Annotated in this window: 20 protein-coding genes and 2 pseudogenes; 12 read left to right on the forward strand and 10 right to left on the reverse strand. The window is 65.2% G+C overall.

Annotated elements, in window-relative coordinates:
• Window positions 1-190 (reverse strand): annotated as a pseudogene (locus tag E2583_RS24685) (hypothetical protein); the annotation flags it as partial.
• A 66-nt stretch (window positions 191-256) separates the two neighbouring features.
• Between E2583_RS24685 and gspF the strand changes: the two are divergent.
• The 4 genes and pseudogenes from gspF to E2583_RS18605 all read left to right on the forward strand — a co-directional run bounded on the left by gspF (window position 257) and on the right by E2583_RS18605 (window position 4,336).
• Entirely contained in the window at window positions 257-1,480 is a 1,224-nt protein-coding gene (gene gspF / locus E2583_RS18590; RefSeq protein WP_291597692.1) for a type II secretion system inner membrane protein GspF, read from the forward strand.
• 133 nt (window positions 1,481-1,613) lie between these two features.
• Window positions 1,614-2,817 (forward strand): annotated as a pseudogene (locus E2583_RS18595) (ammonium transporter).
• A 61-nt stretch (window positions 2,818-2,878) separates the two neighbouring features.
• Window positions 2,879-3,796: a 5'-nucleotidase gene (locus tag E2583_RS18600; RefSeq protein ID WP_291597693.1), complete on the forward strand. Its 918-nt coding sequence runs from the start codon at window positions 2,879-2,881 to the stop codon at window positions 3,794-3,796.
• A gap of 72 nt (window positions 3,797-3,868) precedes the next feature.
• On the forward strand, window positions 3,869-4,336 hold the full coding sequence (locus E2583_RS18605; RefSeq protein ID WP_291597694.1) for an EF-hand domain-containing protein: 468 nt from the start codon (window positions 3,869-3,871) through the stop codon (window positions 4,334-4,336).
• Window positions 4,337-4,402: 66 nt separating this feature from the next.
• On the opposite strand, the gene E2583_RS18610 is transcribed toward E2583_RS18605, so the two are convergent.
• The 3 genes from E2583_RS18610 to E2583_RS18620 all read right to left on the reverse strand — a co-directional run bounded on the left by E2583_RS18610 (window position 4,403) and on the right by E2583_RS18620 (window position 7,825).
• Entirely contained in the window at window positions 4,403-4,840 is a 438-nt protein-coding gene (locus E2583_RS18610) for a hypothetical protein (RefSeq protein ID WP_291597695.1), read from the reverse strand.
• A gap of 199 nt (window positions 4,841-5,039) precedes the next feature.
• Window positions 5,040-5,531, reverse strand: coding sequence for a DUF1854 domain-containing protein (locus E2583_RS18615; protein WP_291597696.1), 492 nt, complete (start codon window positions 5,529-5,531; stop codon window positions 5,040-5,042).
• Window positions 5,528-7,825, reverse strand: a complete 2,298-nt coding sequence (locus E2583_RS18620) for an ABC transporter ATP-binding protein (RefSeq protein ID WP_291597697.1) — start codon at window positions 7,823-7,825, stop codon at window positions 5,528-5,530. Before E2583_RS18620 ends, E2583_RS18615 begins: the two co-directional genes overlap by 4 nt.
• Window positions 7,826-8,049: 224 nt before the next feature.
• Between E2583_RS18620 and cphA (E2583_RS18625) the strand changes: the two genes are divergently transcribed.
• From cphA (E2583_RS18625) to E2583_RS18640, 4 genes are all read left to right on the forward strand, one after another.
• Window positions 8,050-10,230 (forward strand): cyanophycin synthetase, encoded by a 2,181-nt coding sequence (gene cphA, locus E2583_RS18625; RefSeq protein WP_291597698.1) that lies wholly within the window; start codon window positions 8,050-8,052, stop codon window positions 10,228-10,230.
• A gap of 93 nt (window positions 10,231-10,323) precedes the next feature.
• Window positions 10,324-12,894: a cyanophycin synthetase gene (cphA, locus tag E2583_RS18630; RefSeq protein ID WP_291597699.1), complete on the forward strand. Its 2,571-nt coding sequence runs from the start codon at window positions 10,324-10,326 to the stop codon at window positions 12,892-12,894.
• A 197-nt stretch (window positions 12,895-13,091) separates the two neighbouring features.
• Window positions 13,092-13,466 (forward strand): DUF2946 family protein, encoded by a 375-nt coding sequence (locus E2583_RS18635; RefSeq protein ID WP_291597700.1) that lies wholly within the window; start codon window positions 13,092-13,094, stop codon window positions 13,464-13,466.
• 94 nt (window positions 13,467-13,560) lie between these two features.
• Window positions 13,561-15,876 (forward strand): TonB-dependent receptor, encoded by a 2,316-nt coding sequence (locus E2583_RS18640; RefSeq protein ID WP_291597701.1) that lies wholly within the window; start codon window positions 13,561-13,563, stop codon window positions 15,874-15,876.
• 12 nt (window positions 15,877-15,888) lie between these two features.
• Here E2583_RS18640 and E2583_RS18645 read toward each other — a convergent pair whose 3' ends face one another.
• A complete protein-coding gene (locus tag E2583_RS18645) occupies window positions 15,889-17,088 on the reverse strand; it encodes an MFS transporter (RefSeq protein ID WP_291597702.1) in 1,200 nt (399 codons plus the stop codon).
• 273 nt (window positions 17,089-17,361) lie between these two features.
• On the opposite strand from E2583_RS18645, the gene E2583_RS18650 reads away from it, so the two are divergent.
• On the forward strand, window positions 17,362-17,862 hold the full coding sequence (locus E2583_RS18650; RefSeq protein WP_291597703.1) for a CreA family protein: 501 nt from the start codon (window positions 17,362-17,364) through the stop codon (window positions 17,860-17,862).
• A 70-nt stretch (window positions 17,863-17,932) separates the two neighbouring features.
• On the opposite strand, the gene E2583_RS18655 is transcribed toward E2583_RS18650, so the two are convergent.
• Window positions 17,933-18,154 carry a hypothetical protein gene (locus E2583_RS18655; RefSeq protein WP_003058848.1) on the reverse strand — a complete coding sequence of 74 codons (222 nt, stop codon included), beginning with the start codon at window positions 18,152-18,154 and terminating at the stop codon, window positions 17,933-17,935.
• Window positions 18,155-18,281: 127 nt separating this feature from the next.
• The gene (locus E2583_RS18660) at window positions 18,282-19,238 is read right to left on the reverse strand and encodes a LysR family transcriptional regulator (protein ID WP_291597704.1); all 957 of its coding nucleotides are present in this window, start codon (window positions 19,236-19,238) and stop codon (window positions 18,282-18,284) included.
• Between the two features lie 256 nt (window positions 19,239-19,494).
• On the opposite strand from E2583_RS18660, the gene E2583_RS18665 reads away from it, so the two are divergent.
• The 3 genes from E2583_RS18665 (at window position 19,495) to E2583_RS18675 (ending at window position 23,235) form a co-directional block, all read left to right on the forward strand.
• Window positions 19,495-20,583, forward strand: a complete 1,089-nt coding sequence (locus E2583_RS18665) for a YeiH family protein (RefSeq protein WP_291597705.1) — start codon at window positions 19,495-19,497, stop codon at window positions 20,581-20,583.
• A 175-nt stretch (window positions 20,584-20,758) separates the two neighbouring features.
• A complete protein-coding gene (locus E2583_RS18670) occupies window positions 20,759-21,244 on the forward strand; it encodes a MarR family transcriptional regulator (protein WP_291597706.1) in 486 nt (161 codons plus the stop codon).
• The gene (locus E2583_RS18675; protein WP_291597707.1) at window positions 21,241-23,235 is read left to right on the forward strand and encodes an FUSC family protein; all 1,995 of its coding nucleotides are present in this window, start codon (window positions 21,241-21,243) and stop codon (window positions 23,233-23,235) included. Before E2583_RS18670 ends, E2583_RS18675 begins: the two co-directional genes overlap by 4 nt.
• Window positions 23,236-23,427: 192 nt before the next feature.
• Here E2583_RS18675 and E2583_RS18680 read toward each other — a convergent pair whose 3' ends face one another.
• From E2583_RS18680 to E2583_RS18690, 3 genes are all read right to left on the reverse strand, one after another.
• The gene (locus E2583_RS18680; protein ID WP_291597708.1) at window positions 23,428-24,870 is read right to left on the reverse strand and encodes an NAD-dependent succinate-semialdehyde dehydrogenase; all 1,443 of its coding nucleotides are present in this window, start codon (window positions 24,868-24,870) and stop codon (window positions 23,428-23,430) included.
• 145 nt (window positions 24,871-25,015) lie between these two features.
• Window positions 25,016-25,840: a uroporphyrinogen-III C-methyltransferase gene (gene cobA / locus E2583_RS18685; protein WP_291597709.1), complete on the reverse strand. Its 825-nt coding sequence runs from the start codon at window positions 25,838-25,840 to the stop codon at window positions 25,016-25,018.
• 36 nt (window positions 25,841-25,876) lie between these two features.
• On the reverse strand, window positions 25,877-26,284 hold a 408-nt coding region (locus E2583_RS18690), incomplete at its 5' end, for a (2Fe-2S)-binding protein (protein WP_291597710.1).

The following is a 26,284-nucleotide window of genomic DNA, read 5'->3' on the forward strand; positions in this document are numbered from 1 at the left end:
CCTCCCTGGCCCATGTCAGCGCCACACAGCGGCCTATGCCGGATGCAGCCCCCGTCACCAATGCAACCTTGTCCTTGAGCATCGAAACCTCCCGTTCCTGAATCGGCAGACCATTGTGCCGAGGCCGACCGCGGCAGTCATGACCTGCATCAAGCCGGGTCCGCTCTCTCCAACGCCGAAGTGTTGACATCATTAGTCGCTACCATCCTGAAAACGCCAACACGCTCCCCCCTCCACCTGTCAGATCGATTCGCGCATGCCCGCCTTTACCTTTGAAGCCCTGGACGCCCAGGGCCAGACCCGCAAGGGCACCCTGGAAGCCGACAACGCCCGCGCCGCACGCAGCCAGCTGCGCAGCCAGTCCCTGGTGCCGCTGCAGGTCGCGCCCGTGGCCGCAGGCCAGGGTCAGGGCCGCACAGGCGCGTCCGGCTGGCTCACCCGCCCGGTCTTCCACTCCACCTCTCTGGCAGTCTGGACCCGCCAGCTGTCGGGGCTGGTCAGCTCCGGCCTGCCCATAGAGCGCGCGCTGGCCGCACTGGCCGAGGAAGCCGAGGACGAACGCCAGCATCACCTGGTCGCCGCGCTGAGGGCCGAAGTCAATGCCGGATCCAGCTTTGCCAAGGCGCTGGAGCAGCACCCACGCGAGTTCTCCGACATCTTCTGCGCGGTGATCGGCGCCGGGGAATCCAGCGGCAGCCTGGGCCCGGTGCTGGAGAATCTGGCCGACGACCTGGAGGCGCGTCAGGCACTGCAGTCCAAGCTCATCGGTGCCTCGCTGTATCCGGCGATCGTGACGCTGGTGGCCATCGTCATCGTGATTTTCCTGGTCAGCTATGTGGTGCCGCAGGTGGCCGGGGTGTTTGCCGGCACCAAGCGCGCGCTGCCGTTTCTCACCGTGGTCATGCTCGGCATCAGCGACTTTGTCCGCCACTATGGGTGGTTCATGCTGGCGGTGCTGCTGCTGGCGGCCCTGGGGGGCCGTCTGGCGCTCAGGAACGAGGCCTTTCGCGAGCGTTTCGATGCCCAATGGCTGCGTCTGCCGCTCATAGGCAGGCTCTCGCGCAGCTATAACGCGGCGCGCTTTGCGGGCACCCTGGCCATGCTGGCCGGGGCGGGCGTGCCCATTCTCAAGGCCTTGCAGGCTGCGGCCGAGACATTGAACAACCGCGCCCTGCGCGCCGATGCCATGGATGCGCTGGTGCTGGTGCGCGAAGGCGCGCCACTGGCATCGGCCCTCGCGCAGAAGAAGCGCTTTCCGGGCCTGGTCGCCATGTTCGCCCGTCTGGGAGAACAGACGGGCCAGCTGCCGCTGATGCTTCAGCGCGCCGCCACCCAGCTGTCCACCGAGGTCCAGCGACGTGCCATGCACCTGGCCACGATTCTCGAGCCCCTGCTCATCGTCGTCATGGGCCTGGTGGTGATGCTGATCGTGCTGGCCGTGCTCATGCCCATCATCCAGCTGAACCAGTTCGTCAAATAGCGGCAGAGCGCTATTCCACGGGTGCGGAAGCACCCACTCCAGCATGGCGCAATTCTTGCTTTCTTTTAGTGCATTGCGGGGATTTTCCGCAATTTCGCACCAATAAATAGCAAATTTCAGCTGGAGCGTTTTCATGCAAGCACTAAAACAGGGCGCCGATGCCCTGTTCATTCTGATGGGCGCAGTCATGGTCCTTGCCATGCACGCCGGTTTCGCCTTCCTGGAGCTGGGCACTGTGCGCCGCAAGAACCAGGTCAATGCACTGGTCAAGATCCTGGTCGACTTCTCGGTCTCCACCGTGGTCTATTTCGCGGTCGGCTACGGTGTGGCCTACGGCACGCATTTCTTCGTGGCAGCCGAGCAATTGACGGCACTCAACGGCTATGGCCTGGTCAAGTTTTTCTTTCTGCTGACCTTCGCCGCCGCCATTCCCGCCATCATCTCGGGCGGCATCGCCGAGCGCGCCAAGTTCTGGCCTCAGCTGATCGCCACGGCCGTGATCGTGGGCCTGATCTACCCCTTCTTCGAGGGCATTGTCTGGAACCAGCATTTCGGCGTTCAGGCCTGGATCAAGGCGCTGACCGGCGCCGAGTTCCACGACTTTGCCGGCAGCGTCGTCGTTCACGCCGTGGGCGGCTGGATCGCTCTGGGTGCCGTATTGCTGCTGGGTCCGCGCAACAATCGCTACCGCCAGGGCGGAGCGATCGCCGCCACACCGCCTTCCAGCATTCCTTTCCTGGCTCTGGGTGCATGGATTCTGATCGTGGGCTGGTTCGGCTTCAATGTGATGAGTGCCCAGAACCTGGACAAGATCTCCGGTCTGGTCGCCGTGAACTCGCTCATGGCCATGGTGGGCGGCACGCTGGCCGCCCTGGCGGTGGGCAAAAACGACCCGGGATTTGTGCACAACGGCCCGCTGGCCGGCCTGGTCGCGGTCTGCGCGGGCTCGGATCTGATGCACCCGCTGGGGGCACTGTTCGTGGGGGCGGCTGCCGGTGCCATCTTTGTCTTCATGTTCACACTGACACAGAACAAATGGAAGATCGACGATGTGCTGGGTGTGTGGCCGCTGCACGGGCTGTGCGGCGCCTGGGGCGGCATTGCGGCCGGCATCTTCGGCACGCAGGCACTGGGGGGGGCTGGGCGGCGTGCATCCGATGGCCCAGCTCATCGGAACGCTGATGGGCGTGGCCTGGGCCGCGCTGGGCGGCCTGCTGGTCTATGGCCTGCTCAAGAGAACCCTGGGGCTGCGCCTGAGCCAGGAGCAGGAGTTCGACGGGGCCGACCTGTCCATCCACCATATCGGTGCCACGCCCGAGCGCGAAGCCAACTGGTGAGGGGGCGGCCGCCTGCGTATCATCGGCTCCTGTCTGCATATCCGCTGGAAGCCGAACCGCCATGGCCATGACCCTGAACGACAAGCTCGTCGTCGCCATCTCCTCGCGTGCCCTGTTCGATTTCGAGGAGGAAAACCGCCTCTTCGAGAACAGTGACCCTGCGACCTATCTGCGCCTGCAGCGCGAGCGGCTGGACGTGCCGGCCGCACCCGGCGTGGCCTTTTCCCTGGTCAAGAAGCTGCTGGCCTTCAATGCCGAGGGGCAGCAGCATGTGGAGGTGGTGCTGCTCTCGCGCAACGACCCCGTCAGCGGCATGCGCGTTTTCCGCTCGGCCCAGGCCCATGGCCTGCATTCCATACAGCGCGGCGTGTTCACCCAGGGGCGCGACCCCTTCGGCTACCTGCGCCCGCTGGGGGCCCAGCTGTTTCTGTCGGCAAATGCCGAGGACGTGACCCAGGCGCTGCAGCTGGGCTACCCGGCCGCCCATGTGTTCACCGACTCCATGCGCGCCAGCAGCCGCCATCCGCGCGAAGTGCGCATCGCCTTCGACGGCGATGCCGTGCTGTTTTCCGACGAGGCCGAGCGCATCTTTCAGGCCCAGGGCCTGGAGGCTTTCCAGCAGCATGAACTGGAGAAAGCCGCCCAGCCGTTGCCGGAGGGGCCATTCAAGCCCCTGCTGGCCGCCCTGCACCGGCTGCAGCAGGCCGATGTGACCGGCATGCGCGTGCGCACGGGCCTGGTCACGGCGCGCAGCGCCCCGGCCCATGAGCGCGCACTGAATACGCTGATGGACTGGAAGATCGATGTCGATGAAGCCATGTTCCTCGGCGGTCTGGCCAAGGGCGGCTTTCTGCGTGAATTCGAGCCCGACTTCTTCTTCGACGACCAGACCGGACATGTGCGCAACGCGGCCGGACATGTTCCCTCGGGTCATGTGCGCAGCGGCATTGCCCACGCCAAGGCGGTGCAGTCTTCGTAAAGTCCCGGCAAAGTCCGGCAAGCGAATGCAAAACTTTGAAATTGCAGCGGGCCAGAGGTTGAGAATACCGCCATGGCCCTCATCTGCACTGCTATGTCAAAAGCCAAGAACCACCCCATCGTCGCCCGCAGCAGCTCGGTCATGAAGACCGCGATGGGGGTGCTGCTGACCAGCGCCGTGCTGCTGCTGCCCACGGTGCGCGCCGAGGAATCCTCCGGCGACAGGATGGCGGAACGACAGGGAGCCCAGCTCTCCAAGGGCGAGATCAAGGCCCAGCAGCAGTTCAAGATGCTGGACTTCAATCAGGATGGCAAGCTCAGCCGCAAGGAGGTGGCCATCATCCCCAGGCTGGCCGCCGCCTTTGACGAGACCGATACCAACAAGGACGGCTTCGTCACCTATGAGGAAGTGCGCGCCTTTGCCGTCAAATACCGGGCAGCGCGTGAAAAGGCCAAGGCCGCCGAAGCCGCAGCGACCGCGCCGGCCGGTGACGACACTCACAGATCAGAAGCTGATGGCGCTGAACCTGAAAGCAAATAAGGCGTGAAAAGAGCTAGAGCGCCTGAATAACAAGCACAAACAGCTCTCAAAAACACAGCACCCGGTTTATTTGGCGTTGCCGCTGCGCTTGACCCTGGGCTCGGAATAAGTCAGCGGCTCATTGCGCGCAGTCTGCTTGCTCTGCAGCAGATCTTCCGACTTGCTGCTCTCCTGCGCCTGCTCCACCGCCTGGGCGCTGGCGCGCCACATGGACTGGATGAACTCGATCAGCTGCTTGGAGATGGGCTCCTTGGGCGGCTCCTCCACCTCTTCCTTTTGCTTGATCTCCTCGGCCAGCGTCCAGTCGCGGTTCTCGGTATCGGGTGCCGAGGGCTTCTCGGGCTCTCGCACCGTGCGTCCCTCGCCGATCTTGTCCACCGACTCCGAGGGATTTACCGCATTCACGGGACGCACCGGCGCGGCGCCCGAGGCCCCTGTGGAATACAGATCCGCACCCTGGGTCCGCCAGGGCGTCTGTGTCCGGTCTAGAGGTGGAATTTGCATGGCTTGGCCCTCGGCAGTAAAAAAGTGCAGGCGGAAAAACAGCTATCTCGCCCTGTTATCGGCCACGCTTGAGAAAACTGTAGGATTATTTTCAATCCTATTTTGATAGCTATTAGCCTCTATATATCAATCACCGCTGTGCAATTTGACACAAAAAAGGCCCCGCGTTGTCGCGAGGCCCGGATGTTCTCTGCCCCGCTTAAAGGAAGCGCTCGAGCAGCTTGCGCGAATGTCTGTCCAGCTTGCTGCTGTCGGGAATCCGATACTGCACGCCATCCTGTCCCGTGATCTGCAGCCGGGTGCGTCCGGCCAGCTTGCGAATGTCTTCTTCGGCCTTGAGCACCATCTGCGTCGGGCCGCGATCCGTCTGCAGATCCCAGGTACTGGGGGTGGAAAAGCTGGAGACCTTGAGGATGCGTTCGATGGTCGGGACAAACTCCCGCACGGCCAGATCCTGCTCGATCAGCTGACGATGGGCCGGCTGCAGGTCGGCCATGCGCGGCACCCACAGGGCTTCCTTGCCATCGGCGGCAACCAGCGACAGCCCTTCGTCAGGGGCGGCAATCGGAAAGGCGCGCACGGGAACGACGGCTTCGTGGACCAGGCCGTTGCCCAGGGTCAGCACCAGACGGCCATGGGCGTTGCGCACCAGTTGCATGCCGCTCAGATTGGAGGGGAGAGCTTCGATCATTGGGATTCCTTGGTCAGCAACTTCAGGCCGGCCGCTTGCGCGTCCTCTTCGGCACGACGCGCCTGCGCGTCGTACAGACGGAAGTAATGTCCCTTGAGGTCCATCAGTTCGTCGTGCGGTCCCACTTCGACAATCTCGCCACGATCCATGACCACCAGACGGTCGGCCTTGCGCAGGGTGGACAGGCGGTGGGCAATGGCGATCGTGGTGCGTCCCTGGACCAGATTGTCCAGCGCCTTCTGGATTTCCTTTTCGGTCTCGGTATCCACGGCCGAAGTGGCCTCGTCCAGGATCAGGATGCGCGGATCGATCAACAGCGCACGTGCGATGGAGATACGCTGGCGCTCGCCACCCGACAGCCCCTGGCCGCGCTCGCCGACCAGGGAGTCATAGCCATGGGGCAGACGCAGGATGAACTCGTGGGCATGGGCGGCACGCGCAGCGGCCACGATCTCCTCGCGCGTCGCATCAGGCTTGCCGTAGGCGATGTTCTCGGCAATCGTGCCGAAGAACAGGAAAGGCTCCTGCAGCACCAGGCCGATATTGCTGCGGTAGTCGGAGACGGACATGCGCCGCACGTCCACGCCGTCGAGCTGGATGGAGCCCTCGGAGACATCGTAGAAACGGCAGATCAGATTCACCAGGGTGCTCTTGCCCGAGCCACTGTGGCCGACCAGGCCGATCATCTCGCCGGGCTTGATCTGCAGGTTCAGATGCTTGATGACGGCGCGGCTGCCGTAGCGAAAGCCCACATCCTCCATGGTGATGGCGCCCTTGGCCTTGCCGGGCAGCTTCACGGGGTTGCTGGGCTCGGGCACATTGCTGACATGGTCGAGGATGTCGAAGATGCGCTTGGCACCGGCCGCCGCCTTCTGCGTGACCGAGACAATGCGGCTCATCGAATCCAGGCGGGTATAGAAACGGCCGATGTAGGCGATGAAGGCGGTCAGCACACCGACCGTGATGGAGCCGCCGGCCACCAGATAGATGCCGAAGCCCCAGACCACCAGAATGCCGACCTCGGTCAGCAGCGTCACCGTGGGGGTGAACAGCGACCAGGTCTTGTTGACCTTGTCGTTGGCCTGCAGATTGATCAGGTTGGCGTCGGCAAAGCGGTCGGCTTCACGCTTTTCCTGGGCGAAGGCCTTGACAACGCGGATGCCGGGAATGGTGTCGGCCAGCACATTGGTCACCTCGGACCAGACCCGGTCGATCTTCTCGAAGCCCGTGCGAAGGCGGTCGCGCACGGTATGGATCATCCAGGCGATGAAGGGCAGCGGCACCAGCGTGACCAGCGCCAGCCAGGGGTTGATGGAGAACAGGATGGCCGAAGTCATCACGATCATCATCACATCGGTCGCAAAATCAAGAGCATTTAGCGACAGAAAGAGATTGATACGATCGGTTTCAGCGCCGATACGCGCCATCAGATCGCCCGTGCGCTTGCTGCCGTAGTAGTCCACCGACAGGTTCAGCAAATGGTTGTAGGTCGTGGTGCGCAGGTTCGATCCTATGCGCTCGGACACCTTGGCCAGCACAAAAGTGCGTGCCCAGCCCAGCGCCCAGGCCAGCAGCGCCGACAGCAGCAGCATGCCCAGATAGAAGAAAACCAGCTCCCGGTTGATCTTTTCGCCGTTCTGGAACGGGATCAGGATCTTGTCCATCAGCGGGATGGTCAGATACGGTGCCACCAGTTGTGCGCCCGTGCTGGCCAGGGTCAGCAGGAAGCCCAGGAGCAACTGACCCTGGTAGGGCTTGGCAAAACGCCACAGGCGCAGCAGCACCCAGGTCGAGGTCTGCGGTGCCTGCTGACGTGCGCAGGCCGGGCATTCTTCGGTATCGGGCGGCAGCGTCGTGTGGCAGACCGGGCAATGCGCCATGTCCTCGTCGCTGACGGCGCTGTAGACCTCCTGACGGGCGATGCGCTCGCGCTGGCGGTCGAACTGCTGCATCAGCTGCAGCATGGCGGTCTGGTGCGTCAACGTGATCAGCCACTGGGCCAGACGCGCACGGCTGTCATGCAGCTCCAGATTGCCCACACCGCCATGGTCCTGCAGGCGCAGGCTCTGGTCCACGCTCAGAGCCCATTCATGCCACTTCCCGGTCTGGGGATCGCAGGCCAGCAAGCGCTCCTGCGTCAGCGCCAGCAGGCCGCTGCCGAACTGCAAATCCGCACTCAGGTCAACCGGGACGACGGCTAATACGTTCTCATGTTCAGCGAGTCTGGCTCGCAGCTCGTCCCCCAGGGGGCCGGCGAAGACTGCCGAGGCGTCCACAGTATGGTGATGTTGCATGTTGAGTTATTTTTCTCCGCCGATGGCGGCTCCAAGAGTCATGCGGGCAACCGTTTCGCATGGTGAATATGGCTGCGCCTGACGTCCGATATACCCTGGTTAACGCGCGAACCTGCATTTAGGCTGACAAGCTTCACAATGCAGATTCTGGGCGCACAATGCCAACCTATCAGGGGCAGGAGTTTAAGAAAACCTGCTCTCCTCATTCCTATCCGCTGATCAACATGGCGAAATTCAACGACATCCAACTCTTGCGCACAACATTTCTGCGTGGCCCCAGTGTCTGGACCTACCGCCCGGTACTGGAGGTCTGGCTGGATCTGGGAGAGCTGGAGGACTATCCGTCCAACAAGATTCCCGGCCTCAACGAGCGCCTGACCCGCTGGCTGCCCGACCTGATCGAGCACACCTGCGGCGTTGGCGAGCGTGGCGGCTTCATCCAGCGCCTGGAAGGCGGCACCTGGATGGGCCATGTGCTGGAACATGTGATCATCGAATTGCTGAACCTGGCCGGCATGCCCGCCGAGTTCGGCCAGACGCGCGAAATCTCCAAGCGCGGCGTGTACCGCATGGTGTTCCGCTGCCCCGAAGAGGCCGTGGCCCGCGTGGCGCTGGAGCATGGGCACAAGCTGCTGATGGCGGCCATCAATGACGAGCCTTTCGAGCTCAAGCCCGCCATTCACGCCATCAAGACGGCCATCAACGACCGCTACCTGGGCCCCTCGACCGGCTGCATTGTCGATGCCGCCAGCGAGCGCCGCATTCCCCATATCCGCCTGAACGACGGCAATCTGGTGCAGTTGGGCTATGGTGCCGCTCAGCGCCGCATCTGGACGGCCGAGTCCGACCAGACCAGCGCCATCGCCGAAGGCATTGCCCAGGACAAGGACTTCACCAAGCGCCTGCTGGCAGCCTGCGGCGTTCCCGTGCCCGAAGGCCAGATCGTGGCCAGCCCCGAGGAAGCCTGGGAAGTGGCACAGGACATCGGCTTTCCCGTCACCGTCAAGCCCTCTGACGGCAACCATGCCCGTGGCGTGACCCTGGAGCTGTCCAAGGAAGAGGACATCAAGGCCGCCTTTGCGCTGGCCCAGCCCGAGGGTTCGGACGTGATCGTCGAAAAATTCATCGACGGCGTCGAACACCGCCTGCTGGTCGTGGGCGGCAAGGTCGTGGCCGCCACCAAGGGCGAGACGGTTTCCGTCTATGGCAACGGCAATGCGACGCTGCGCGAGCTGGTCGAAGTGCTGAACCAGGATCCGCGCCGCGGCCCCGAGCAGGAATATCCGCTGGACTGGATCAATCTGGAAGCCGGCGCCGTGAAGCTGGAACTCAACCGCCAGCATGTGACGCCCGACAGCGTGATTCCGCAGGGGCAGAGCGTGCTGCTGCAGCGCAACGGCAACATGGCCATCGACTGCCTCGACGACGTACACCCCGACGTAGCCTACTACGCCGTGCTTGCCGCCAAGATCGTCGGACTGGACATTGCCGGCATGGACATGATCCTGCAGGATGTCTCCAAGCCCATGCAGGGCCAGGGAGCGATCCTGGAGGTCAATGCCGGTCCCGGCCTGCTGATGCACCTCAAGCCCACCAGCGGCGCACCGCGTCCCGTGGGCATGGCCATTGCCGACCACCTGTTCCCCCGCGAAGACGGTGCCGGTGCCGGTCGCATCCCCGTGGTCGGCATCGTGGGCACGCGCAACAATGCCTTCATCGCACGTCTGGTCGGCTGGCTGCTGCAGCTGTCGGGCAAGCTGACCGGCGTGGCCAGCGGCGAAGGCATGTTCCTCGCCAATCGCCATACGCAAAAGACCAATACCGCCAACTGGGCCGGCGCCCATCGCCTGCTGACCAACCGCCTGGCCGAAGCCGCCGTCATCCAGACCACGGCGCGCTCCATTCTGGAAGAAGGCCTGGCCTACGACCGCTGCCTGGTCGGCGTGGTCACCGATATGGATGGCTACGAGCAACTGGCCGATCACGATGTGCTGGAGCCCGGCCAGATGCGCCGCGTGATGCGCACCCAGATCGACGTGGTGCTGGACGAAGGTGCAGGCGTGCTCAACGCCGACCTGCCCGAAGTGGCCGATCTGGCCGAACTCTGCGACGGCGAAGTCATCCTGTATGCCATCGGTGCCGACAACGAATTTGTCGCTGCCCATCGCGCCAACACCGAAGCCCGCCATGAAGGCGGCCGCGCCGTCTTCCTCAAGGGACACAACGTGGTGCTGGCCACCGGCCCCCAGGAACGCGTGCTGGGCACCCTGGAAGCACTGTCGCTGGCCGGCGGGAAGCGACCCGACACCAGCGCGCTGCTGGCGGCGATTGCCACCGCCTGGGCGCTGGACATCACACCCGAGCTGATCGGCGCCGGCATCAAGACCTTTGAATACCAGGCTTGATTGCCCCACAAACGCTTCAAACGATATAGCTGCTGTTGCTTACCAAAAAGCATCGGACCAAGAAAAGCTTGAAATTCAGCTGAAAGAAACACCATGCAGATCACTCGCACCCGAGCCTTGCGCGGCCCCAACCTCTGGACCCGCAGCACCGCCATCGAAGCCATCGTGCACTGTGAAGACAGCGAGCTGCTGTACACCGCCATGCCTGGCTTTGAAGAAAGGCTGCGTGCGCGCTTCCCCACCATCGGCACGCTGCAGCCGCATGGCGCGGACCAGCGCCTGTCGCTGGCCCATGTGCTGGAAGTCGCCGCCCTGTCGCTGCAGGCCCAGGCAGGCTGCCCCGTCACCTTCAGCCGCACCCATGAGACCGTCGAGCACGGCACCTTCCAGGTGGTGGTCGAGTACACCGAAGAATCCGTGGGCAAGCTGGCCATGGAGCGTGCCGAGGCCCTGATTCAGGCCGCCATGAACGACACGCCCTTCGATGCCGACGCCACGATCGCCGAGCTGCGCGAGCTGGACGAGGACGACCGTATCGGCCCTTCGACGGGAGCCATCGTCGACGCCGCCGTGGCACGCGGCATCCCCTTCCGTCGCCTGACCACCGGCTCGCTGGTGCAGCTGGGCTGGGGCTCGCGTGCGCGCCGCTTCCAGGCCGCCGAGATCGACTCGACCAGCGCCGTGGCCGAATCCATTGCACAGGACAAGGACCTGACCAAGCGCCTGCTGCACGCCGCCGGCGTGCCCGTGCCCATGGGACGCCCCGTCACCGATGTGGAGGACGCATGGGCCGTGGCCCAGGAGGTGGGACTGCCGGTGGTGGTCAAGCCCCAGGACGGCAACCAGGGCAAGGGCGTGGTGGTGAACATCACCACCCGCGAAGGGCTGGAGGCAGCCTTCAAGACTGCCAGAGAGTTCGGCGATGAAATCATGGTCGAGCGCTTTCTGCCCGGTCACGACTTCCGCCTGTTGGTCGTCGGCGGCCAGCTGGTGGCAGCCGCCCGCCGCGAGCCCCCCCAGGTCCTGGGCGACGGCCAGCACACCATTCGCGAGCTGGTGAACATCGTCAACCAGGACCCCCGCCGAGGCTCCGGCCACGGCACGGCATTGACCAAGGTGCGTCTGGACGATATCGCCATCGCGCGCATCGCCAGCGAAGGCCTGACGCCTGACAGCGTGCCCGCCCAGGGCCAGCGCGTGGTGCTGCGCAACAATGCCAACCTGTCCACCGGCGGCAGCGCCACCGACGTGACCGATGATGTGCACCCCGAAATCGCCGCCCGCGCCATCGAGGCCGCACAGACCATCGGACTGCATATCTGCGGTGTGGACGTGGTCTGCGAGACCATGCTCAAGCCCCTGGAGGAGCAAAGCGGCGGCATTGTGGAAGTCAACGCCGCTCCCGGCCTGCGCATGCACCTGGCGCCTTCTTTCGGTCGTCCCCGCAATGTCGGCGTTCCCATGGTCGATGAGCTGTTCGCTCCCGGTGACGACGGCCGCATTCCCCTGGTCGCGGTCACCGGCACCAACGGCAAGACCACGACCACGCGCGTGATCGCCCACCTGTTCACCTCGCATGGCTGGCGCACCGCCATGACCAACACCGATGGCGTGTACGTCAACGGTCGCCAGATCGACAGAGGAGACTGCTCCGGCCCCAAGAGTGCACGCAACGCACTGGCCCACCCCGAGACCGATGCTGCGGTGCTCGAATGCGCGCGCGGCGGCATATTGCGCGAAGGGCTGGGCTTCGACCGCTGCCAGGTCGCCGTGGTGACCAATGTGGGCGAAGGCGACCATCTGGGCCTGAACTTCATCACCACCAAGGAAGATGTCGGCGTTCTCAAGCGCGTCATCGTGCAGAACGTGGCGCCCACGGGTTACGCCGTGCTCAATGCCGCCGACCCGCTGGTCGCGGCCATGGCCCATGTCTGCCCCGGCAAGGTCATCTTCTTTGCCGCCGACCGTCACCACCCCGTCATGGCCACGCACCGTGCCCAGGGCAGCCGCGTGGTCTATGTCGACGGCGACGCCATCGTGGCGGCGGAAGGCTCCTGGCGCGAGAGCATCGCGCTGCGCGACATTCCGCTGACCCGCAACGGCACCATCACCTTCCAGGTGGAAAACGTCATGGCCTCCATCGGCGCTGCCTGGGCGGTGGGCCTGCCCTGGCAGACCATCCGCCGCGGTCTGGCCGGCTTCCTCAACGACAGCGACAACGCCCCTGCCCGCTTCAATGTGATGGATTACAAGGGCGCCACCATCATTGCCGACTACGGCCACAATCCCGATGCCATTCGCGCGCTGTCACAGGCCGTGGAGGCCATGCCCGCCAAGCGCCGCAGCGTGGTGATCTCGGGTGCCGGCGACCGCCGCGACCAGGACATCACCGAGCAGACCCAGATTCTGGGCAAGGTGTTCGACGATGTGGTGCTCTACCAGGACGCCTGCCAGCGCGGCCGCGAGGACGGCGAAGTGCTGGCCCTGCTGCGCAAAGGGCTGGAAGGCGCACCGCGCACCAGCTACAGCACCGAGATCCATGGCGAGTTCCTCGCCATCGATCATGCCCTGGCCCGATTGCAACCCGGCGACCTGTGCCTGGTGCTCGTGGACCAGGTGGAGGAGGCGCTGGAGCATCTGCGCAAGCACGTTGCAGGGCAGTAAGCCCCTGAGGTGCTGACGCGCCTGCTTGCCGTCTCTCGCACAGGACGCGACAATTTCTCGGACCCGGCCTTGTGCCGGGTTTTGTATTTGAAGACCTGCGCCTTGCGCGTGCAGCAAAACAATAGCGACGGTTTTCACGCATGCTCTGCGGCAGCAGAAGACGTATCATCCGCACGCACACTCGCACCGACCCGACCATGACCTTGCAACCGCTTCGCCGCATTGCCACCTGCCTGCTGGGCCGGTGCGTGCTGGCATGGCTGGCACTGTCCATGGGGGTCGCAGCTGCCGCGCCGCTGATCCAGTCTCAAGGGTTCGAGCTGATCTGCACCAGTACCGGCGCGGTCAAGCTGATCGTCAAAGGAGAAGACGGCCGCAACGCCCTGGGTGCAGGTCACCTTGACTGCCCCATGTGCCTGCCCCAGGCAGCACCGCCACCGCCCGCGCTGCAACTGCCGCCCCCTACCGAGTCTCCGCTGTGGCACGCGCTGCAGCCCGTGCAGCGGGCGCGCATCGCCTCCCTCACCGCAGCCCCCCTGCCCGCGCGCGGTCCGCCTGTGGCTTACCTCTGAACTCTTCCCGGCGCTGACGCAGTCCTGGATTGCGCGGGGCGTCATTCGTTTTGCAGGGCATCGCGGGTCGCCGCATGTCCCGAGGTAAGCATCCATGAACAAGATTTTTCTGCCACTCGTGGTCGGTGGCATCGCCTGGCCGTGCCTGGCCCAGACTTCCACCGAATCCAGCGATCTGCCCGAGCGCAGCCGGGCCCTGGGCGTGGTCACCGTCAACGGCGGCCAGCCCAGCTCGCTGCCCACGCAGATTCCGACCACCATCGAAGGCATCACGCGCGAGGAGATCGAGACGCGCATCAACGCCACGGACAGCGAGGACGCACTCAAGTACCTGCCCAGCCTGCTGGTGCGCAAGCGCTATATCGGCGACTACAACCACGCCATCCTCTCCACGCGCGCCTCGGGCACGGGCAATAGCGCGCGCTCGGCCGTCTATGCCGACGGCATTCTGCTGTCCAACTACCTGGGCAATGGCATTGCCAACGGCAGCAACTACGCGCCGCGCTGGGGCCTGGTGACGCCCGAGGAGATCGAGCGCGTCGATGTCATGTACGGCCCGTTCTCGGCCGCCTATCCCGGCAATTCCGCCGGTGCCGTGGTGGACTATGTGACGCGCATGCCCGACAAGCTCGAAGCCCATGTGGCCGCCGGCTATTCTTCCCAGAGCGCCGACGTGCTGGGCAGCAGCGGCCACTACCGCAGCTGGAACAGCAGCGCTTCCATCGGCAGCAGAAGCGGCGACTGGTCGTACTGGATCAACCTGAGTCGCAGCGACAGCCAGGGCCAGCCCATGACCTTCCCCACCGTGCTGCAGTCCGCCGGCGTGGCGGGCGGTGCCGGCACCCCGGTGACCGGGGCGATTGCCGGGCTCAACACCACCAATCAGCCCTGGTACATCCTGGGCGCGGGCACGCAGTACCGCACCCGGCAGGATCACGCCAAGATCAAGCTGGCCTACGACATCACGCCCACGCTGCGCGCGAGCTACACGCTGGGCTGGTGGCAGAACAGCGCCAGAGGCAGCTCCGAGACCTATCTGCGCGGACCGGACGGCCAGCCGGTGTACAGCGGCAATATCAATATCGACGGCAAGACCTACAAGCTGGCCGACACCGCATTCGGGCTGAGCCAGGACCAGCAGACCCACACCATGCACGGGGTCTCGCTCAAGAGCCATACGCAGGGCGAGTTTGACTGGGAGCTCAGCGCCAGCCTGTACGACTACGGCAAGGATCAGCAGCGCGTGCCCACCGTAGCCCAGCCGGCGGCCAATCTGGGTGGCAAGGGCACGCTGCAGGATCAGGACGGCACGGGCTGGAACACGCTGGCCGCCAAGGGCACATGGCGACAGAACGACATACTGGGCCTGCAGGGCACACATATCGTGGACTTCGGCCTGGGCCGCGATGCCTACAAGCTCAACATCAGCAAATACAACGTGGTTGGCGACTGGCAGTCCGACCCGGCCAACGAGCAGTCCATCGTCAGCCAGGTCGGCGGCAGGGCCGAGACCCGCTATGCCTGGGCACAGGACAGCTGGCAGCTTGCCAGGGACTGGAAGGCCGTGCTGGGTCTGCGCTGGGAGGACTGGACGGCCAGCCAGGGCCATACCGCCACGGCAAGCAGCCAGCTGAATTACGCCCAGCGCAGCGAATCGCATTTCTCGCCCAAGGCCGCGCTGGCCTACCAGCTGACCCGCAACACCACGCTCAAGGCCTCGCTGGGCCGTGCCGTGCGCTTTCCCACCGTGGGCGAGCTGTATGGCGCGACCTCTGGCGGGGCACTGTCCTTCATCAACGACCCGAACCTGAAACCCGAAAAGTCCTGGACGGGCGAGCTGACGGCCGAGCAGGATCTGGGCAATGGCCTGCTACGCGCCACCTGGTTCCATGAACGCACGCGCGATGCGCTCTACAGCCAGCTGATTCCCGGCACCACCATCTCTGCGGTGCAGAACGTGGATCAGGTCCGTACCTCGGGGCTGGAACTGGCTTACTCGGCGCAGTCGGTGTGGATTCGCGGGCTGGACCTGGGCGGCAGCCTGACCTGGGCCAACTCGCGCATCACGGCCAATGCCGCCAACCCGGCCAGCGTCGGCAAATGGCAACCCCGCGTGCCACGCTGGCGTGCCACAGCCTGGGCCACCTACAAGCCCGATCAACGCTGGGCCTTGACCGTCGCGGCGCGCTACAGCGGGCGCCAGTACTCGAATCTGGACAACAGCGACGTGCATGCCGACACCTATATGGGTGCCAGCCAGTACTTCAGTGTCGATCTGCGGGCCCGCTATCAGATCGACAGACAGCTGTCGGCCGCCTTCGGCATCGACAACGCCAACAATGCCAAGTACTGGAACTTCCATCCCTATCCGCAGAGAACCTTTAGCGCCTCCCTGCGCTGGGATCTTTAGACGCCAGCGGCTCTAGGCCAGCCTGGCCACCAGGCCATGGGTCTTGCGCATTCTGAAAGTGCCCAGGCACGCCAGCAGCGCCAGGGCCAGGCCCAGGGCGCAGGCACCCTGCCAGCCGTCAATGCTCCAGGCCAAGGTGCCCAGCGCCGAACCTGCCGCCGCGCCCGTGAAATAGCCCGTCATGTAGACGGCATTCATGCGGCCGCGCGCTGCGGGCAGCAACTGGGCCACCGTGGCCTGGTTGGTGATGTTCAGGCATTGCAGGCCCAGATCGATCACCACCATGCCCAGCACGAACCAGCCCAGATGCGCTCCGCCCACCCACAGCAGGGGCCAGGACAGCAGCAGGGCCAGTGCCCCGATGGCGCAGCTCACGCGGCCCAGGCCCTTGTCCACCAGTCGCCCCGCCTGCGTGGCCGCCAGGGCACCTGCTGCACCGGCCAGACCGATCAAGCCAATCTGCCCGTCATCCAGACCCAGGGGACCGCTGGACAGCTGCAGCGCCATGGTCGAGAACAGCACGCTGACCGAGGCGAACGCCAGCGCGCTGACCAGGGTGCGCTGGCGCAGACCCGGCTGACTGCGCAGCAGATGCCACATGCTTCTCAGCACCTGCGGATAACTGACAGGGCTGGGGTTGCGCGATGCCGGCAGGGCCCTCCACAGCCACAGCGCCACCACGGCCATCACCAGCGCAGCCCCCTGGTAGACGGCCTGCCAGCCCCAGGCCTCCGAGACCATTCCGGCCACGCTGCGGGCCAGCAGGATGCCCAGCAGCAGACCGCTCATCACCCAGCCCACCGCGCGACCGCTTTGCCCCGGCTGGGCCAGGGCCGCCGCCATGGGCACCAGCACCTGGGCCGCAACCGAGAACAGGCCCGCCATCAGCGTGCCCAGCAGAAACACATCGAACTGCCCCGCCAGGCCGCACAGCGCCTGCCCCAGGGCCGCCAGCAGCATCAGGCCCACGGCCAGGCCGCGGCGCTGCAGCTTGTCGCCCAGCGGCGCCAGCAGCAGAAGACCTGCCGCATAGGCCACCTGGGCCAGCGTCACGCTGGTCGCGGCCGCCGACTCGTGGACCGAGAAATGGCCGGCAATCGAGTGCAGCAGCGGCTGGTTGAAATAGTTGCCGCCGGCACACAGGCCACAGGCCAGTGCCATCAACAACAGGGAGGAAGCGCTCAGACCGGGCGCGGAAACGTTCACCGACATGGATAACAGCCCCATCCGGCGGATGCGGCGCTTGCAGGGAGCCACCGCCCGAGGAGCGGTCGCAGATCAAGGAGGGATTGGGTCGTCCGGCTGGCGTGGTGTCATGCCGGCGGCAGCGTCTCGGCTGCCGGTGCCCGCCAGCAGGCCGGGGCAAACCGTGTTGCAATACAGAAAGCTCTGCAGCAGCCGGTATTGTCTTCAGGCCGGCTGCCAATCCCTTGCTCGGGGCACAATGCCCTGTTAAAAGACAAGGGTTAACCCTTAACTCACTGTATGCGCACCACCATGAAACTGCTCTCTGCCGTTCTGGCCGTCGCGGCCGCCGCCGTAGGAACCATGGCCTTTGTCGGCATGAGCCATGCCGAACAGATAGGCGCCGTGGATACCGTCTTCAAGTGGATTGGCCCGGATCACAAGATCGTGGTCGATGCCTATGACGACCCCAAGGTGCCGGGTGTGACCTGCTATGTCTCGCGTGCCAAGACCGGCGGCATCAAGGGCGGCCTGGGCCTGGCCGAGGATCGCTCGGAAGCGTCTATTTCGTGCCAGGCCACGGGCAATATCCAGTTCCCCGCACCGCTCAGGCAGCAGGAAGAGGTGTTCACCGAACGCACCTCGCTGCTGTTCAAGCGCCTGCGTGTGGTTCGCATGGTGGATGCCAAGCGCAATGCCCTGATCTACATGACCTACTCGGACCGGGTGATCGAAGGCTCGCCCCAGAACAGCGTCACCGCCGTGACCGTGCCGCAGGCCACGCCGATTCCGCTGAAATGAAAATCAGCGCAGGCGGCGCTTGTGCAGCCTGCGTTTGAGGCGCTTTTGGCTGAGAGCCAGGCCCGGCGACCTACTGACTGAAAGTCAGACCGCCGGCGTCCAGCGCCGGCGGGCGCAGCAAATCCTCGTTCACGCCCATGGCCTGGCTGGCGCGCTCCACGGCCTGCCAGAGGCCGGCAGGCATCTGCAAAATGGCCTCGGGGGACTGCGCATCGTCGATCCAGTGGCTGATCTGCAAGTGCTGTTCGTGAGTGAGCAGGTCCAGGTGCAGCATTTCATCGATGGTTTTCATGGTGTTCCTCCCTGCTTGAGAAAGCCGGTGTCGCGCAGCCCGCGCCCGACTTGTCTACCCAATATAGGGGCAAAAACCGGTGTCGCAAGCAAATCATTGTTAAGAAAACCATAGCTGTCGACGTCTGTCATTCAAGCGCTACAGCGTGTTTGACATTGGATGGACCCGAGGGCTCGCTCAGCGCCGGTTCGCTGGCCTTGCAGGCATCGACAAAGGCCTGCAGCGCGGGCGAGCGGCGCTTGCCGGCACGCTGCACCAGAGAGAAGTTGCGCCACATGCGCGGCAAGGTGGTGGGCAGAATTTCCAGCGCCCTGGCCTGCAACTGTGACTGAACCAGCACGCGCGACAGGCAGCTGATGCCCAGCCCCTGCTCGACACAGCGTGCAATCGCCTCGGAGCTGCCCAGCGTGGCGCTCGCAGGCAGCTGGTGCAGGTGCGGCAGCAGCGCATGCTCGACCATCTCGCGCGTGCCCGAACCTGCCTCGCGCAGCAGCCATGCCGCCTTGCGCAGCGCTGCCACGCCCAGCGGCTTGCTGCGCGCCTGCTCGGCCAGCGGGTCCTGCGGCGATGCCACGATGACCAGTTCGTCGCGCAGCCAAGGCTCGACCTCCAGCCCCTGCCAGTGGCTGCTCCCCTCGATCAGGCCCATGTCGACCTCCATGGCCAGCACGGCTTCGCACACTTCCCGGGTGTTGGCGATCTGCAGGTCCACACGAACCAGGGGATGCGAGCGCGCCAGCCGTGCCAGCACCTCGGGCAGCGCATAGGTGCCGATGGTGGTGCTGGCCGCCACGCGCAGGCGCACCGGCATGTTGGCCGCACGCGCGGAAAACGTCTGCTCTATGCCTCTTGCCTGCTCCAGAACGCCCAGGGCCTGCGGCAGCAGCGCGCGGCCCGCATCGTTGAGTACCAGGCGCTTGCCCACGCGCTCGAACAGCTGCACGCCCAGCCCTTGCTCCAGCTGTTGCAGCGCAGCACTGGTGGCCGATTGCGAAAGCGCCACGGCCTCTGCCGCCGCCACCGTGGTCCCGCTCTGGGCCACGGCGCAGAAAATTTCGAACTGACGCAAGGTGAGATGCAGCATGACGATGATTCGTATATTCGTATCGATGGCCGCCGACCCGACAGGATCCCGTGCCTGTGGGCAAGGCACGGGCAGTCCGGCACCGGCTCACCCCGTCAAAGATTGAGTCGGACGGCAGGAACCAGAAAGACCAATCTACCTGTTTTATCGGTTAATCTTACAAAAACTATTAGTTATACAAATATAACCAAGAAATCTAAAGTGATCTCCATGCCGGCAATCAGACCTGTTGTCCTGCCTGCTGCGAAAGGTCACGATGAACACTACAACACTGAAAAACTCCGCACCCTCGCAAGGCTGGATGCACAAAACCGGCGGGATGGTTCCCGGCCTGCTGCTGGCGGGCGCCATCGCTGCCGCGGCCACCTGGGCCGCACAGTTTCCGGCCATCAGGAACAACGGCCTGAGTGCGCTGACGCTGGCCATCATCATCGGCCTGCTGATCGGCAACACCGTCTACCCTGCCATCGCCAGCCCGTGTGCCAGCGGCATCGCCTTCACCAAGGCCCGTCTGCTGCGCACCGGCATCGTGCTCTACGGTCTGCGCCTGACCTTCCAGGACATCGGCCAGGTCGGCATGGCCGGCGTGGTGATCGATGCGCTGGTGCTGTCCAGCACGTTTTTGCTGGCGCAGTGGATAGGCCAGAAGCTGCTGGGCATGGACAGGCGCACCACCATGCTGGTGGGGGCCGGGGCCTCCATCTGCGGTGCCGCCGCCGTGCTGGCCACCGAACCCGTGGTCAAGGGCCGTGCCGAGGACGTGGCCGTGGCCGTGGCCACCGTGGTGGTGTTCGGCACCATCGGCACCTTTCTGTACCCGGCGCTGTTCCACTGGAATGCCGAGTACGGCTGGATAGACACCAGCATGCAGCAGTACGGCGTTTTCGTCGGCTCCACCGTGCATGAGGTAGCCCAGGTCGTGGCCGCCGGTGAAGCCATCGGCAGCCAGGCCGCTGACACGGCGGTGATCGCCAAGATGGTGCGCGTGATGATGCTGGCGCCCTTCCTGCTGGTGCTGTCGATGTGGCTGACACGCAGCGAGCGGGCCCTGGGCGTGAACAACGGCCAGCCCGCCAACCGGATCACCATTCCCTGGTTTGCCGTAGGCTTCGTGGCCATGGCCGGCGTCAACTCCCTGGGCGTGCTGCCCAGGGAAGTGGTCAGCGCCGGCATTCAGCTTGACAACGCGCTGCTGGCCCTGGCCATGGCTGCCCTGGGACTGACCACCCATATCCGCGCAGTGCGCGCTGCCGGTACCCGGCCGCTGATTCTGGCCCTGGCTTTGTTCGCCTGGCTGCTGATCGTCGGACTGGTGCTGAATCTATGGGTTCCAACACTCATCTGATAGCAGCTTGCACTTGACTGTATTGGGACTGGATGATTTAGAGTTCTGAAACCCTTTGAAAGAGAGCGTCTGACGCTCTCTTTTTTTTATCAAAAACAAGGGAATACCCTTGCCATAAATGCAGAATCAATTAGTTTGAATTGCAAATTAATTGCAGATACATCAAAATTCGGCCATGTCTTTTGCCGATGCCCCCTCCCGCGACCGCCTGGGATTTCTCATGGTCACCCTGACCCGCCAATGGCGGCGTTTTGTCGAAGAACAGCTGGCGGCCAGCGGCCTGACCGACGCCACCTGGACGCCGCTTTTGCATCTGCGCGCCTGGGGCGACGGCGTGACGCAAAAGGAGCTGGCCGAGCGCGTGGGCCTGGATGGCTCCAGCCTGGTGCGCCTGCTGGACATTCTCGAGGGCAAGGGCTGGGTGGAGCGCCGCGCCGATGCGGCCGACCGCCGCAGCAAGCGCATCTTTCTCACGGCCGAAGGCAATCGCGCCGTGGACCATGTCCGCGCCACCATGCTGGAGGCCGAACTCAGTCTGCTGCAGGACCTGGAGGACCCCGAGGTCGAGGCCATGCTGGAGGGCGTCAACAAGATTCGCGCCCGTATCGAGCAGATGCACGAGCAGCGCTCAGCCCAGGTCCAGCCCGAGGAGCGCGCATGAGCGTGGCTGCCTACGACCGCCTGCTGGAGAGCGCCACGCGATGGGGCTTTGACAGCGCCCGCCTGCGCCAGCATCTGCGCACGGCTTTTGCAGCCTGTATTGCCGTGTTCGCCGCCTGGGCCCTGGGGCTGGAACATCCGCAATGGGCGGGCATGACGGTCTGGGCGGCCTCCCAGCCGCTGCGCGGCCAGTTGCTCGAGAAAAGCTTTTTCCGTACCACGGGCACGCTGGTCGGCACGGCCGCCGGCGTGGTGCTGGTACTGGTGGCCAATGGCGATCTGCTGTGGCTGGTCACGGGGCTGGCGGTGTGGATCGGCATTTGCGCGGGCCTGGGCAATCTGCAGCGCAGCTTTGCCTCCTACGGCACCATGCTGGCCGGCTATTCGGCCTCGATGGTTGCCCTGCTGGACAACGGCAACCCCGCCCATGTCTACGCGCTGGGCTGGGATCGCCTGTTCACCGCACTGACCGGTGTGGCCGCCGCCCTTGTCGTGGGCTGGCTGTTCACGCCCGTGGGCGCTGAAATCCCCGGCGACGGCAGGGTACGACGACTCTGCGCGCGTTTGCTGCGCGATATCGCCGACGCGGCACGGGCCACCGCCGCCGGGCATAGCCCCCTCAGTCCCAGGGACCTGGCCGAGCGACTGGCCGTGATGGCCGCCATCGAGGAAGGGCTGGATCCACATGCCGCAGGCTCGCAGCGTTCGCGCCGCGCCGTGCGGGCGCTGCGCCGCCTGATCAATACCCAGATCTCGGCACTGCTCTGGCTGCGCGACAGCACGGGCAAGACGCTGACCCCTGCCTTCACGGCCGAGCAGGCCCGGATCATGACGGCGGCGCTGGAGCAGGCCGCCAGGCTGCTGGAAACCCAGCCTGCGCCGCTGGCCGCCCTCGACGCGATCGCCACGGCCCGCAGTGCCGCCGCAGGCTGGGGCCATGCCGAGGAAATCCTGGGCAATATCGGCCTGGCCCTACAGGCCCACTTCGTGGCAGCCAGCGACCTGACGCTGCCAGCCCACCATCGCGCACGCCAGTTGCCCGTGGTCCTGCACAGTGACTGGGTGGGCGCACGCCGGGCGATGCTGCGGGCCTTCAGCGCCATCTTTCTGGTCGGCCTGATCTGGGTGGTCACCGGCTGGCATGGCGGCGCCTACATGCTGCTGGGCCTGTCGGTGATGATCACCGTGTTCTCCTCGTTCGAGAACCCGGTCTTCACCATGCGCTTCGTGATTCTGGGCCAGGCCATGGGCGCGGGCGTGGCGCTGGCCTGCCAGTGGTTTGCCTGGCCATTCGCCAGCAGCCAGCAGCAGATGGTGCTGATGATGATGCCGTTCATCTTTCTGGGCGCCCTGCTGCTCAGCCACCGCCGGACCACGCTGTACGGCTTTGACTGCTGCATGGTGATCCTGCTGGCGCTGTCGCCTCAATTCCCCTACCAGCTCGATGTGGGCCACTCGCTGTCCATGGCGTTCGCCATCGTCACCGGACCGCTGGCCGGCTGGGTCGCCTACCGCTTCATCCTGCCGGTCACGGTGCAAGGCAGGCTCGACGGCCTGCGCGCCATGATGGTTCACGAGTTGCAGGACATGGCCTGTACCCCTGGGCACGCCCGAGACGTGCGCGTATGGCGCGCCCGCCTCTACCACCGCCTGCTGCGCCTGGTGCGCGCCTCCGAAAAAGCCGGTGCCTCCGCAGTCCAGGATGCAGCCGACTGCGGTCTGGCCGCGCTGCGCGTGGGCAAGGCCGTGCTGATCCTGCATCAGCTGCAGGCGGATGTACTTCTGTCCGAAAGCACCTTGCGCGCTGTGCGCAGCGCACTGCAAAGACTGAAGCAGTTGCCCAGTGCTCCCGCCAGGGCCGCTCCGCTGCTCCAAGGCCTGGCCCGGCGCTTGCAGCAGCACCAGCCCGAGCAGGCGCTGCAACTGCGACTGGCCGCCCAGGACATCCGCGAACATGTGGCCTTCTTTGCCTCAAGTGCCGCGTTGCACTGACGCAGAACCGTGGGCATGCCCCGGCGACCGAGGGCGAGGACCGAGGACGGCGGACATCCTCTTGCATAGAGGCGGCCCGGGGACTGCAATCGGGACGCGCATCCCCCCTGCAATCCCCACACGCCAGACAGCATGCATCTCCCATGAAAAAGGCCACCCTGGGGTGGCCTTGGCATCCAGCGCGCTGCCGCGTCAGACGCAGCTGATGGCAACCGCCTTGGCCACCAGATAGGCGTCCAGCGCCTCCGGTCCACCTTCGGAGCCGTAGCCCGAGTCCTTGATGCCGCCGAAGGGCAGTTCGGCCGACGGCAGAGCCGGCTGGTTGATCCACAGCATGCCGGCCTCCACATCCTGCGACAGCTGGTGCGCTGTCTTCAGCGAGCGCGTGAAGGCATAGGCCGCCAGCCCATAGGACAGGCGGTTGGCCTCCTGAATCGCGTCTTCGATCCTGTCGAAGCCGCGAATCGCCGCCACCGGGCCGAAGGGCTCCTGGTTGAAGATATCGGCCGTCAACGGCACGTCGGCCAGCACCGTGGGGGCAAAGAAATTACCCGAAGATCCGAAGGATTTGCCCCCCGTCATCAGCTTGGCGCCGCTTTGCTCGGCGTTCTGGATCAGCTGGGTCAGCGCGGTCACGCGACGCGGGTTGGCCAGCGGCCCCATCTGCGTGCCCTGCTCCAGGCCGTTGCCGACCTTCAATGCCTCGGCATGGGCCACCATGGCGCGCGTGAACTCCTCACGCACGCTGTTGTGCACCAGAAAGCGCGTGGGCGAGATGCAGACCTGTCCCGCGTTGCGGAACTTGGCCGCACCGGCGGCCTTGACGGCCAGTTGCACGTCGGCATCCTCGGCCACGATCACGGGGGCATGACCGCCGAGTTCCATGGTGGAGCGCTTCATGTGCTGGCCGGCCAGCGCTGCCAGCTGCTTGCCCACGGCCGTGGAACCCGTGAAGGTCACCTTGCGGATCACGGGGTGGGCAATCAGGTACTCGGAAATCTGCGCCGGGTTGCCATAGACCAGGCCCACGACACCGGCAGGTATGCCGGCATCGACGAAACACTTGAGCAGGGCGGCAGGGGAGGCCGGCGTCTCCTCGGGTGCCTTGACCAGGAAGGAGCAACCCGAGGCCAGGGCTGCGCCGATCTTGCGCACGATCTGGTTGACGGGAAAGTTCCAGGGCGTGAAGGCGGCGACCGGGCCCACGGGGTCCTTGATCACCAGCTGCTGCTGCTCGGGGCGGCGCGACGGCACGATGCGGCCATAGACACGCAGAGCCTCGTCGGCAAACCACTCGATGATGCCGGCGCCAGCAATGATCTCCACCTTGGCCTCGGCCAGCGGCTTGCCCTGCTCCTGCGTGAGCAGTGCGGCGATCTCGTCGGCACGCTCCTTGAGCAGGGCTGCGGCACGGCGCATGATGGCGCCGCGCTCATGGGCAGACACCTTGCGCCAGACCTGAAAGCCCTTGTCGGCCGCGGCCAGGGCGCGGTCCAGATCGGCAATGTCGGCATGGGCGACGCGGCCAATCACCTCGCCCGTTGCGGGGTTGCGCACATCAATTTTCTTGCCGCTGGCAGCGTCCTGCCACTGACCGTCGATCAAAAGCTGGGTATCAGGATATGCAGTGCTCATCGCATGACTCATAGGTGTCGGCCGCCGCTATCCCCCTGCAGACTGGCGCGGCCGGGTGTGACAAATGTTCAGGGGTTCGCGGCAAATTCTAGTCATGCGGGCCCGACACTCAGACAAAAGGGAGACAGCCGTCAGCAATCGGCCTTCATGCGCCTACGGCACGCCGCAGTGGCTCCGACCCCAGCAGCCCGTCAAGACCGGCTGCCGACGATGCGGCCAGGCCGACCACCTCTCCCACCACGATCACGCAGGGACTGCCCAGCCCGCTGCAGGCCAGTGCCTGCGTCAGCTGCCCCAGACAGGTGAGGATCTGCCGCTGTGCGGGCAGGCTGGCGCTCTGGACCAGGGCCACGGGAGTCGTAGCCGGCAGCCCGCCAGCCAGCAGCTGCTGCTGGAGGATGCCGGCAGTGGCGACCCCCATGTAGATCACCAGCGTCAGCCCCAGCATGTGGGCCGTGCCGGCCAGCAGCTGCCAGTCATGGCCGGCACTGCCTGGCTTGGCGTGACCTGTGACGAACACCACGCCATGGGCATGGTCGCGATGGGTCAGCGGCACGCCCAGGCTGGTGGCAGCGGCCAGCCCTGCGGTGATGCCGTTGACCACTTCCACGGCGATTCCGGCCGTGCGCAGATGCTCGACCTCCTCGCCGCCCCGGCCGAAGATGAAAGGATCGCCGCCCTTGAGGCGCACCACCAGCTCCCCCTGTCGGGCCGCCATGATCATGAGCTTTTCAATGAATTCCTGCGAGGTGCTCTCGCGCCCGCCGCGCTTGCCCACATGAACGATGCGGGCGCTTGCGCTGGCAAGCTTCACGATGTCGGCAGACACCAGGTCGTCCGCCAGCAGCAGCGTGGCGGACTGGATCAGTCTCAGCGCCTTGAGCGTGAGCAGCTCGGGATCGCCGGGTCCGGCACCGACCAGATAGCAGCGCCCCACGGGCGTCATGGAAGCGGTGTGGCTGTGTGTCATGGCTGGCCTTTCCTGTGCGTTGCCGGACATCGAAACCTAGGCGTCAACCGGCGGGACTGCCGCCTGCGGCGCAGGCGTCACATGTACCAGTTGCTTGATCCTGGGAATGCAGGAGCCGCAGCGCGTGCCGCAGCCCAAAGAAGACTTGAGCTGCGAGAGCCGCTCGTGCGCGGAGCCCTCGCACACGCCCAGCATCGACTGGATGCGGGCCTCATCCACATTCATGCAGGCACAGACCTGTGGCGACCGGGCCGGCAGGGCGGCGGGCGGCCTGGCCCCCGAGGACAGCAGCAGACGCCCATAGCTTTGCACCGATTGCTCGTCGCGCAGTACCGGCCCCAGCCAGCGGCCGGCGCTGGCGTCGCCGCAGAGCAAAAAGGCATCAAGCCTGGGCTCCTCCGTCTGCCGGCCTATCGCCATGGCGCGGCTGCATTGGCGACGTGT

Origin of the sequence: Comamonas sp., assembly GCF_009360615.1 — a bacterium.
Taxonomy (GTDB): domain Bacteria; phylum Pseudomonadota; class Gammaproteobacteria; order Burkholderiales; family Burkholderiaceae_C; genus Comamonas.